Origin of the sequence: Paraburkholderia sediminicola, assembly GCF_046026895.1 — a bacterium.
GTDB lineage: Bacteria > Pseudomonadota > Gammaproteobacteria > Burkholderiales > Burkholderiaceae > Paraburkholderia > Paraburkholderia sediminicola_C.
On sequence record NZ_JAQQEU010000131.1, the window covers coordinates 1 to 10,659 of the forward strand.

General features: G+C 57.8%; 15 protein-coding genes. 14 read left to right on the top strand and 1 reads right to left on the bottom strand.

The window, feature by feature from the left end:
• Positions 1-745: 745 nt before the first annotated feature.
• The 5 genes from PQR02_RS38315 (at position 746) to PQR02_RS38335 (ending at position 4,623) form a co-directional block, all read left to right on the top strand.
• Positions 746-877, top strand: a complete 132-nt coding sequence (locus PQR02_RS38315; RefSeq protein WP_408243036.1) for a hypothetical protein — start codon at positions 746-748, stop codon at positions 875-877.
• A gap of 117 nt (positions 878-994) precedes the next feature.
• A complete protein-coding gene (locus PQR02_RS38320) occupies positions 995-1,924 on the top strand; it encodes a hypothetical protein (protein WP_408243037.1) in 930 nt (309 codons plus the stop codon).
• Positions 1,925-2,531: 607 nt separating this feature from the next.
• On the top strand, positions 2,532-3,452 hold the full coding sequence (locus PQR02_RS38325) for a hypothetical protein (protein ID WP_408243038.1): 921 nt from the start codon (positions 2,532-2,534) through the stop codon (positions 3,450-3,452).
• A complete protein-coding gene (locus PQR02_RS38330; RefSeq protein ID WP_408243039.1) occupies positions 3,452-4,258 on the top strand; it encodes a hypothetical protein in 807 nt (268 codons plus the stop codon). Before PQR02_RS38325 ends, PQR02_RS38330 begins: the two co-directional genes overlap by 1 nt.
• On the top strand, positions 4,249-4,623 hold the full coding sequence (locus PQR02_RS38335) for a hypothetical protein (RefSeq protein ID WP_408243040.1): 375 nt from the start codon (positions 4,249-4,251) through the stop codon (positions 4,621-4,623). Before PQR02_RS38330 ends, PQR02_RS38335 begins: the two co-directional genes overlap by 10 nt.
• Before the next feature lie 622 nt (positions 4,624-5,245).
• Here the strand turns inward: PQR02_RS38335 and PQR02_RS38340 are convergent.
• The gene (locus PQR02_RS38340; RefSeq protein WP_408243041.1) at positions 5,246-5,455 is read right to left on the bottom strand and encodes a hypothetical protein; all 210 of its coding nucleotides are present in this window, start codon (positions 5,453-5,455) and stop codon (positions 5,246-5,248) included.
• A 140-nt stretch (positions 5,456-5,595) separates the two neighbouring features.
• Between PQR02_RS38340 and PQR02_RS38345 the strand changes: the two genes are divergently transcribed.
• The 9 genes from PQR02_RS38345 to PQR02_RS38385 all read left to right on the top strand — a co-directional run bounded on the left by PQR02_RS38345 (position 5,596) and on the right by PQR02_RS38385 (position 10,637).
• Positions 5,596-5,838, top strand: coding sequence for an AbrB/MazE/SpoVT family DNA-binding domain-containing protein (locus PQR02_RS38345; RefSeq protein WP_408243042.1), 243 nt, complete (start codon positions 5,596-5,598; stop codon positions 5,836-5,838).
• The gene (locus tag PQR02_RS38350) at positions 5,838-6,233 is read left to right on the top strand and encodes a type II toxin-antitoxin system VapC family toxin (RefSeq protein WP_408243043.1); all 396 of its coding nucleotides are present in this window, start codon (positions 5,838-5,840) and stop codon (positions 6,231-6,233) included. The genes PQR02_RS38345 and PQR02_RS38350 overlap by 1 nt, the downstream gene beginning before the upstream one ends.
• A 360-nt stretch (positions 6,234-6,593) precedes the next feature.
• Positions 6,594-6,914, top strand: coding sequence for a cyclic-phosphate processing receiver domain-containing protein (locus PQR02_RS38355; RefSeq protein WP_408243050.1), 321 nt, complete (start codon positions 6,594-6,596; stop codon positions 6,912-6,914).
• Positions 6,915-7,724: 810 nt separating this feature from the next.
• Entirely contained in the window at positions 7,725-8,159 is a 435-nt protein-coding gene (locus tag PQR02_RS38360; protein WP_408243044.1) for a hypothetical protein, read from the top strand.
• Between the two features lie 55 nt (positions 8,160-8,214).
• Complete coding sequence (locus PQR02_RS38365; RefSeq protein WP_408243045.1) at positions 8,215-8,568, top strand: hypothetical protein; 354 nt, start codon at positions 8,215-8,217, stop codon at positions 8,566-8,568.
• 169 nt (positions 8,569-8,737) lie between these two features.
• Positions 8,738-9,232 (top strand): hypothetical protein, encoded by a 495-nt coding sequence (locus tag PQR02_RS38370; protein WP_408243046.1) that lies wholly within the window; start codon positions 8,738-8,740, stop codon positions 9,230-9,232.
• 12 nt (positions 9,233-9,244) lie between these two features.
• Positions 9,245-9,688, top strand: a complete 444-nt coding sequence (locus tag PQR02_RS38375) for a hypothetical protein (protein WP_408243047.1) — start codon at positions 9,245-9,247, stop codon at positions 9,686-9,688.
• Positions 9,689-9,759: 71 nt separating this feature from the next.
• Positions 9,760-10,239: a hypothetical protein gene (locus PQR02_RS38380; RefSeq protein ID WP_408243048.1), complete on the top strand. Its 480-nt coding sequence runs from the start codon at positions 9,760-9,762 to the stop codon at positions 10,237-10,239.
• Between the two features lie 62 nt (positions 10,240-10,301).
• Positions 10,302-10,637 (top strand): replication-relaxation family protein, encoded by a 336-nt coding sequence (locus tag PQR02_RS38385; RefSeq protein ID WP_408243049.1) that lies wholly within the window; start codon positions 10,302-10,304, stop codon positions 10,635-10,637.
• Positions 10,638-10,659: the final 22 nt, after the last annotated feature.

The window sequence follows — 10,659 nt, forward strand, 5'->3', positions numbered from 1 at the left end:
GGCTACGGTCGACCGCCTTGCGACTTCGCATGCCGGCTGAGCGGTTCCATCGATCCGTCGGAATCGGCCGGTCGAATCCGCAGTCCGAAGTGGTCATTGTGCACGCTCCAATTCGGCGAACAGAGCACCCGTCGGAATGAAGGGACCGGTGTAAACACCGATCCCTAGCGTTTGCATGTCTTACGATGCATTCATACATACATCACAAGAGTGCGTACAACCCCTCGCTGGTAAAGCGGAAAACCATTAGCCCCATCAAAAATGCGTGATTAAGGTATAGGAACCCATAGGGGCGTTCCCTCGCCGTTTTTCAACGAGGAACGCCATGCAATCCAATCGAAATTTCCTTGCACGAATCGAAACGGTGACGCTTTCGGTTCGTCCCTGTAATCCGCGCGTCGGATCCACGCACACCTACGTCCTGAACGGCACGCTCCTGCGTGACGTTCTCGTCGACGGGAATTGGGTGACCGTGAACCCGAGTATTCCTCTCGAACCGCGTGCCGCATAAGCGGCGCACCTACCTTTCGAAAAGTAACCCATATGGAAAATCGTAGGCCCACCTGGACCAGTCGAAGCCAGCGATCTTCGTCCGCCAGCCGCGGGGCGAACAGGGCGACTTCAACCTCCGCAAGGATGGCCGCGTGCTGGTCTCTCCGGCCTCGCATCCGAAAACCTTTTCCTGATTCTGGAAAGCCCCATCCTCGAAGGAGTCGGGGCTTTCCACGTAAATTTGGAGACGATCGTGAAGAAGCAGATTTCAACCGCCACCGTGATCGGGGCAATGCTTGCACTTGCATGCCTGCTCTGGGAGCAACAGTCGGTGGCTGATGTGTCTGGTAATAAAGCTCAGGCGGCCGCGCCGGCACAGTCGTGATCGACCGGCAGTTCGTACACGCGGCCTGATCGCAGTTTCACTTTTCCTAAATTGATCTTTAACCCCTACGGGACACGCTCCCGTAGGGGCGTGCTCCGACCTTCTATGGAGCAGTTCATGAGCAAGCAAAACACTGCAGCAGAACACGGTACGATTGTCACGCGTCTCCTCACGGACAGGGCAGGCACGGGCACCTCGGCTTCCGAAGCTGCCGATTGCAAACTGCGTGACGGCGTCGATCTCGAGCAATACATCAGGATCTCGGCTGACTCGATCGGCGAGTTGCGCAAGGTAGATGTGTATCGAGTCATCAGTTCGGTACGGTCAGGCAACATTGACGGCGTAACGAGACGCGACCTGGCCACTTATATCGCGGCGAAGCGCCACGATCTTGTCGCCGAAGTCACCGATGTCATGCAGGAGGATTTTCCTCAAGATGACTGGACGGCGGATTGTGTCGCGGGTCAGAAAATGGTGCCCACGCCAGATGTTGTCCATCGTGGCTGGCTCGCTAACCTGAAAGAAGGCGATCGCGTCGAGGTTCCGTATATCTCGTCGGGAGACGACGTCAAGCTCATGACAGTGTATGAGAATGACGGCGTGTGGATTCGCCTGCTGCCAGACGGATTTAGCAGCGAGATCGACAACACAATCCTGGCAAACGCGGTTAGCGGCGTACTGCATTACGCGCCAGTGCAGATCGTACCGCCCGGAATGACGAATGGGAAATTGCCGGGTAGTGGCGGTCATAATTCGCCCGACCACGAGTTCAAGAACTTCCACCGACAACTCTGCGAGCGTTTCGGGTACTCGCACGACGACGTCGACTGGAAGCGCGATCAGATTTCGTTGATCGAGTGGATCTCAAAGCGTAAAGAAGAGCTGGAGCGCCAGCGAGATGACCTACTCAAGGCGATGACGGTCATCGCGGCCCAGTCGGAAGGTGACGACTGGACTGTCGAGGAAGCCCACGCGTTCATCAAGCAGCATGCCCGCGAAGCTCGCGACGCAGCGCGTGCCGAGGTGAGCGCAAACCAAGCGACCTGAAATCTGCCCGCCGCGTGCTTCCAGTGGAGCGCGCCGGCGGCCTTTTTATTTGTCCGCGGCGCGCAAAGTATCCGATGCTGGTATCGACCATACACAAAGCATTCGTCGGGTGGTGGTTGATGCACCGGATATGGCGATCGCGATTCCGCGTTTTCGCTTTCGGAGGCGAGCCCCATCGACGGCTGGTGATCGGCTTTAGTAGAGCATCAAGCCTCGGTCGATAGACACCACAATTTCAGCATCTTTTCCCGGGAGCGGGCCCCAGCGGTGGGCTTACTCTATGGAAATCCACTGCGCCACAGGCGCATCGACCGGCCCACCAGCGGGCCTTTCTATTTTGTCCCTATGGGAGCTTTCTCCCACAGGGGAAGGCTCTTGTTCCACTGGAGCCTTCATGAAGACCATTCGTCACAGCGTGCAACGCTAGGCACTTCCTCTCGCACGAAGAACTGCGAGAGGTCGCGCCGCGAATCTGGAACTCGCTCGAAGAGCTCGAGCGGTTGATGGACAAGCCATCGCAGGTAGTGCCGTCCGGCGGTTTGATCATCCCGCGGCCAGATAGCGCATGGGCGGCACCACAACCTCAACCGGAAAAAGGGGCTGACGTTTGAGCGGCGGACTCACAACCTATCCGCGCACCGGCGGTGGCGGGGGCTCGGACCTCGCCAGAATCCAGGCTTTGATCGGGCAACTCAGCTCAACCGATCTCGCGAGAAACGATCTCAATGCGCGGCAGATCCTCCACGCGCGTACGCGATATGAGCAATGGGCGCAGGCGAGTCGCCAGGACGTGATCCAGGTGGCAACAGATGCGCGCAATGCGCTGTTCTCCGCCCGAATCGCATTTAAGCTCACCGAGGCGTTCCATAAGGCCGCGATGGCGATCTGCGCGGCTGCCTTCAAGGCGCTCAACCCGCTTTCGGCTACCGGGTTCGCAGCGCGGTCACAGAGTGCGCTTAACGCGATCACAGCGATCGTGCCGGGGAACTCGCAGACTACGCTGCGACGATATCAGGAGGAGATCGGGATCGTGGCACTCCTTTACGAAGTATCCGCGCTGCTTGGTCAGGATATCGCGACGACGATACTCGCCAACCCTCAGCAGCTAGCCGCGAGATGGACGGCGGTGAGGTCAGGCAACGCGCTCATATATCTCGAGCCGGGAGGCTCGTACAATGCGAACGTGATGATCAGTATCGAGATTCCGGGGTGCAAGTCTCCACTCGTCCTGGTCGGCGAGGCAAAAGGGGGCGCCAGCACCTACGGTAGCGTCAAAGGCCCCGTGGGTGTGCTGGACGATCTTGGCCTAAAGGAAGTGAAGCAGAATCAGATCGAGTATGCCGTGACCCGTGCGGCGTACATGAGAAACGAGCGTGGCAATGCCCCACACCAGATAGCCCGCCGCCAAGCCGGCGAGATCATCATGGACGCATGGGAACAGGATCGCCTTGCCTACGCTGCCGCGCGGGGGAAGGTTTCTGAAGCCGGCGCGCAGACTACCCGATTGGACACGTTCGATTGCCAGTGATGCTACGCGATAACCTCGACACGCTAGCGCAGGATATCTGTCGCAGCGACATGCAATCAACGGAAGCCCTGCTTGAGCGAGTGGATTTCGCGCGGGCAAGCGCGAAGAGCCAGGACCGCCCTGATCCGATTCTCAAGATGAAGCGCGGGCTGGTGAAGTACATGGGCGCCGCCTACTACTTGCGTGATGCCGCACGCTTCCACGCGGCAGTTGCCGCGTACCAGGGAACCACGGACGAACTGCTCGCGAGCTTCGATGTACCTGCAGCAGCCCTGCTGGTGGACCTGTGCCTGGCTATTATCGGCGGACCGGCAAACCTTCGTCGAGCCACGATCGCCGCGATCATGCGCGGCGCGCGCGAGCCCGAGACGCCTGATGCTCTTCGTGCTGCCGCGCGAATACTCGCGGCGACGAGCGATCTTGATCCCCATTCCGCAATGTCCGACGCGTGGGCACTCTTTGGCGCATGCCGCCGGCAGGAACTACCGGATGAGCGCATCGGCAGGTTTCTTCCGTTTGCGGCGGCGGCCATTCGTGTCAACCGGGGAGATTTCACACGTTCGGGCAAAGCGGTCGGCAGGGCACTACACAGGGTTGACCGGGCCGTCGAGGCCTCAGTTCAGGCGGAACTCGAGCGCATACGTAGGGGGGGCGCCAGTGCAGTCACCGCATCTTCCTTCGTGGGCTTCCCGACCGCGGCGCTGACGGCGATTGCCGCATCCCGGGCCGCTCGGTCCGTGCAGGATGCGTGGCCGACAACCCTGTTCTCCGACTTCAGATGGATGGGCCATTCCGGATGGGCGTGATCGTCGAGTTTTACGCGGTCCGAGCGGCCGCCCTAAGCCTCCCGTACAACGATGTACGCGCGGCCGCCAACGCGGCTGGTGCGAAGTCAGTCGCGGTGATTTCCGTCAATTCGAAAGCGGTAGGCGATGTCTTCGACGCGCTCCAGGGATCTATCCTCGACGCAATCACGGGCGACGACAGTACTCCCGAGCGATCCGTGCTGCTGAGCGCGGCTGACGTAGTCCAACTCGATGCGCTGGCGAACGATCTGCGAAACGCCCACCCCGGGGACGAGGTGTTCAGTGAGTTCGCGGATGCGCTTGAGGATACCGCGAGGGCTGCGTCCCGCCGCGGGGCGCAGGATGTGCTGGGGATCAGCACCTGACGTTTCTTGAGTCTGAGCCGCGCCCGTGAGCAGCACACGGCCACCTTGCTGCCTGACGGCAGCGTACTCCTCGCTGGTGGAATAGGCCGCGGCATTCTGGCTGCCGCAGAACGCTATCATTGACCGGGGATGCCGCTCGTGCGGGGTGCCACGTAGCAAGACTGCGTTACGGTGTGTCGCCCACCGCAACGCTGCTGTATCAACAGCGTCCTGCGGCGATCGCCGATGAGCCCCAAAAAAAAAAGCCCGCTGTCTCTCGTAGGTGAGAGCGCAGCGGTGCGTGGATTGAGCGAAGGCGTGTACTGGCGAGAAAAGTAATGCCGCTACCGCTGCAACGCGTGTGCAAGTTTTTATGACAAACCCGCTCGAATGGCCGGTCTCGGACTACCGGCATACTCGCCTCCTCAAAAGGTGATGATTGTCGGCAATCTAGCCCGGCACGTCGAGCGTCCGGTCTTGGCCGACTACCGCCCGATACGTCTGCCAGTCACTGGCCCGTTGCCTCAGCTTCGCCGCCCCGAGAAAATTAGTTCGCGTTTCCGAAAAGCAAAGTTGAATGGGCCGGCTGGCTGGATTGCCACAGCACAGGGCATTATTTGGGGGCGGATGGAACAACATCACCTCACGGGACGCTAATTGCCTTCTCCGAGCAGATCTTTAGGGCCATGTATTGCTTGGGGTTCAGCAGCCACTCTCCCGTCCGTAATCTCAACGCTCGCTCTCGGTAGACTTCGACGCCGGTAAGTGTCATGGGCAAATCGTCCAGAATGACTTTGATCGCCGCCCTCGCGTCGTCCGATAGCGGCGGTGGGGCGACCTGAGCAATCTTCATAGCCGCATCCGTCGGCTTGCATTGAAGTTTGTGCTTGAGCGGCCGATATACCGGGACAGGGGACTAAAAACCGCATTCATATCTTGATTTCTTCATCTCCTTACCTTAAAGTAAGGAATAGTTAAATCAAGGAGAATATCATGGCGTCCGCGACAATTACGTCAAAGGGTCAGGTCACGATTCCAGTCGGCGTTCGGAGCGATTTAGGGTTGGGAACCGGCGACAGAATCGAATTCGTCCTCAACGAGACCACCGGTCGCTACGAGTTGGTGCCCGCGACAAAATCCGTGGAATCGCTCAAGGGACTTGTAGGGAAGCCGGCCAAGCCTGTGTCCGTTGAAGATATGAATGCTGCCATCGCCGCACGCGGAGCCGGTGCTTAATGATCGGTCTCGATACAAACGTCCTAGTCCGCTACATCGCCCAGGATGATGCAGCGCAATCGCCGAAGGCGAGTACGCTGATCGAATCGCTGACGGTTGACGCACCCGGCTACGTAACGCAGGTTGCCCTAGTCGAAGTCGTGTGGGTTCTCTCCAGCCTGTACGCGGCCGATCGTGACCAGATTGCAAAGGTGGTTGAGGGCCTTCTTCGAACTAAGGAGTTGAGCGTCGAAGCTGCCGAAACAGTTTGGAAAGCCCTTCGCGTGTTCACTTCCTCGAAGGCCGATTTCGCGGACTGCCTGATCGAGCGCGCTTGTCATGATGCACATTGCGAGTACACAGCGACGTTCGACGCGAAGGCCGCTAAGTCGGCTGGCTTGCGGTTAATCAAGTAAAGCGGAAAAGCGCTCGTGCCTGTCGGGCGGCCCACACAGGAAAACGAGAGACAGCATGTGACAAGCAAGACAACGAGGGTCGCGGGACCAGCGAATAGCGCAAGCCAAGCAGCGCGTCAACGATGCGCCGCGAATGACTGATCCGACCGACAACTGAGTCAACGACCATATGTAGAATCTGAGCACGAATCGGCAACGCAAATGGTCCTAACTCCAGGATTCGCTGGGCGGCCGGACCTTTCAAAGGGACTCGCGCTACATTCGGTTCGGAGCAGAAAGCCAACTGCGATTGAGGCGGCGGCATAAAAGCATAGGAAAAGCTGGCGCGTGGCGGGCGCAATGGAAAACAGGCAGAAGGCCATGAAACTGTTTCTTGATGACGAGCGCCCCACACCGGAAGGCTGGCATCGAGTGTATTGGCCGTCCGACGCGATCCGGCTGCTCGAAGCAGGGGGCGTCACCGAACTCAGTTTGGACCATGACCTGGGTGATGACGCGCGCGGAACGGGTTACGACGTCATCGTCTGGATCGAGGAAGCGGTCGCGCTTCGAGGATTCGTTCCACCGGTGATCAGGATCCACTCCGCGAACCCATCTGCTGTGGCGAAAATGCGAGCCGGCGTCCGTGCGATTGAAAAACTCGCGGACGAGCTGTCCCCTCATCGTGAGATCCGGCCTTGAGTCGCACGAAAAACAACTAGCAGACTATGAGAACGGGTGAAACTTCCACGAGCAGCCAGACCGACAGCCACGCACTTGCGTTGGCGCACAGGTATCTCGACATTCTGTCTAACAGTGACCTCGCCGCAGTCTTCCGAGATGCGCCGGGACTTTCGGGCGTTTTCCTTCCCACTGTTCCAACGGACTTTGCCGACGCTCCGCACCGTCTACTCGTTGTCGGGATGGAAACGAAAGCATGGCGCAACAACGAATGCAAGTTTAAGCAGGGAAAAGTGCCCACAATCGACGCTGTGCTTGAGTCGATGCAGTCGCACGCAAGGTGTTTGAATCGCCCGCCTCAGCGCCACAAATTCCTTCAGTTTCTGCGCCAAGTGAAGCGGTCGATGCACATCCAACTACCCGAAGCTGACGTCGCTGTCGGCTGGGCGAACCTCTTTTGCGTAAGTCACGCCGGCAGATCGCCGACAGGAGCAGAGGCATTTGACCGTATTCAAGCGCTATCACAGCATTTACTTCGAGCCCATATCGCCGTAACAGATCCAGATGTGATCCTCTTCACTACTGGCGCAGCGTATGATCGCTTCTTGCATAACTACTTCCCCGATCGGACTGAAAGTTTGGTAAGAGAGCCGCGTTGCCTTTGGCAATTCCGCGTCGGACGAGCACTTTGCTACAGAACAAGTCATCCGCGCTATGTTGGGCACAATAAATGGCGAGACGCCGCCTTGAAGTTCGCGGCTGATTATGTGCGGTCGCGTCCGCTTGCGCTCCACGAGAGAAAGGAGCCGGCCTAAAGGTCGGAAAACCAACATGAGCACGCGGAGCGCTGATCTGGTCAAAATCCGTGAGGCCCATAAGGCTTTGATCGCGCGTATGGAGCGCGAGCTGAAGCCAGCCGATGACGAACGCTCGATTGCGCAAGCTCTCGAGGCAGAGGACACCGTTGATCGGTATCTGGCAGCCGTACAAGAGCAGTCCTTAGCGCATCCGGACCGGCAAGAGTTGGCGTTTGCACTCGCATTCCTGCTCCTCACGTCGCAAACGATGAAGGAGCGCGATCTTGATCTGCTCGGTCGGCTCAATGCCCCTTCGATCGGTATGAGCTTGTTTGCGATTGCGGCTCAAGTTGAGGAAATGAAGTTGCGAGCGATCACTGGTTATGAAAAGTTGGCCGCGTCGGCGGATGACGCGTCGGCTGATCGTGATGTGGTTCCGCCGACCGGCGATGATGCAGTACCGTTCTAGGAAGGAAAACCCGGCAAAGCGAGGTCTGGATCGATCCCGATTTGAGGAGGATAAATTGCACAAGGTAATTTGCTTGAACTTCACGTCACTTGTTCCGGAGCGCTGGAACAGCCTGCCGGACATAGAAGGTTTGAAGAAGCAACTCGCGAGTGCTGCGATCGCACACAGCGAGGTCTATGGCATCGAGCTCGGGTTGTATGCCCCTCCGAAGGAGGTGAGGGAAGTCAAGATCACTGCTGCCGCAGCGGACCAAATCCGGTGCATGTGGCACGGTCACCGCGGACGCGATCAGATCTCACCTCCGGTCATCCCGCTCAAAATCTTCGTCTTTGGGACCGGGCAAGACGCACAAGGTACGTGGGTGAGCATTGAAGTCCATCCTGGCATGGACGAATGGGAAGCAGTCTGAACGAGTGAAACAGCGGAAAACTGGAAGCGATATGAGCGGACCGAAAGACTCAACAGCATCTCCTCAGTTCCAACGACCATGGGGGCGAGGCTTGCATTACGCGTGCCTCCGATTTCTTCGAGTTGTGCTGTGGCGGCAGGGCGCTGCATCCAATGACCTGGTTGATAGCTTGGCGACTGAACTTACTTCAGTCGCCGAAGAGCATGCGGAATGGGCGATAGAACAACGTGGGGATTGGCAGATAGTTTCTCGTGCGATCGACTACATGGCAGCCATCCACGACGGGCCGTGGCAAGGCAGGGCTTGGTTCGAAAGCACCCTGCGTGTCCTAATGGAATTAGCCGTGCCGAACACTGGTCTAGATGAATCGAGTGCAGCATTTCTTAAAGACATTCAACTTGGTGTGAATCAGTCGTTCCAGTCGGCACCGGTAGCAAAGTCAGAGCTCCGAATAACCGACGAGGTTGCAGCCATGGTGCGAACGTTCACGGATGCCGGTTGTGAATACGGGCTTGTCTCAGACCTGCTGGACCTGTGCGAAGAGATCTACCATGGTGAGGTGATGTCGGGCGCAGCTCGCTTTACGTTGTTGGTCGCAGCAACAGCCGCTCCGTTTGTTCGGCAAGAGCGAAAGGTGCGAACAATCGATACAAGCGATGCATAGGAAAAGCTTGCTATGAAAACTATCGTTGCAGTCCTCTCCCTTGTTGCCTGCTCATACAGCTTCGCTGGAGATTGGGGGTCAACGAACCGATTGGCAACTGGACTCAGCGTGGTTAGCATCGTCATGCCTACCGGAAAGCTCCAATTGGCATGGAAACCGCAGATCATTCCAGGCGACGATCTCTTGTTATTGACTATGAAGATCGGCGCAGAAACTTTCTACCGGCGTTACATATTTCTCGGAGTGAGGGGCGGCTCGCTCCAGTTGACATCGACTGTCGGCTCTGAGTCGCGACCTAGGGATAGTTCCCCAGCGCCCCTTTTCGTCGAACCCTCGGCAGATGGGACCTACTATTTTGTCCCTGACGATCTGCGAAATGAAGGCGTGGTGAAAATTACTCGGTCAGCGAATTTCCCTGGTTACTACTCCGTCACGGTCGTCAAGGGCTTCAAATGATTTTTTGCGAGAGCAAAGTCGACAGGCAGCGTTGCCGCGTGGCCTAGGCAAAAAACTGAACGGAAAAGGCTATGAAGGAAACAACATACGTCTACAAAAACTCCCACGGGAAGTGGGTGTCTGGTTTCCCGTCCCGACAGTCAGCCGTTGACGCAACTCTCGTTGCCGGTTTGACAAAAGTCGAGACAGCCAGCGTGACCACGGAGCCACCTGCATATTTCGTCCGCTTCCTCGCGTCAGTCGCGCTGAGGAAAATGATTGACGGGCTGAGCGACGGCGAAAAAAGCGGGCACGTAGTCGACAGCAAAGAAGCCCGGGCGATTTTGGAGAAGATCGCCGAGGCAAAGATTTCAGACGGCTTCCCGCCTACCGGTGACGATTCCGGACACCCGGAATGGCATAAGGTCGTCGACCTTATGAATCGTATGCAGGACGCGGCGGCGACTTGGTTTCGTGAAAATGGCCTCGATCACGCGACCGTCGGCTTCGTAGATTACGGCAGCACAGAACTGCATATCAAAGGGACAAGCTTGAACGTCCCGCTTCTGTGATGCGCTTCGATAATTAACGACGGAAAAGCTGGGCGGAACTGAACATACGGAGACGGGCAGTCATGAAGGCACACGACAACGCGCATAAACTCATTCAGTGGTTGCGTGAACATCAGCCAGCTACGGTATCGCAGATCGCGGCCAACGGCGTTATGAATTCGCGGGATGCTTCTGACGCTGTCCAGTATGGTGTCCGGCATGGCGTGCTGGAACGAGTTAAGCGGCCCGGTGCTAGCGCGGCCGCGAGAGTTCAGTATCGGCTGACCGGAAAGGCGCTACCGATCCTTAAGAACGCCCCGGCTCCCTCGTTTGATGGACTGCTCGACGCATGGGGAATCGCCCGTACACCGCCGCGATTGGGAGTGCGCACGGCGCGCAAAATTGAATTAGCGGATTAACACTGGAAAAGTAATGAAAGTA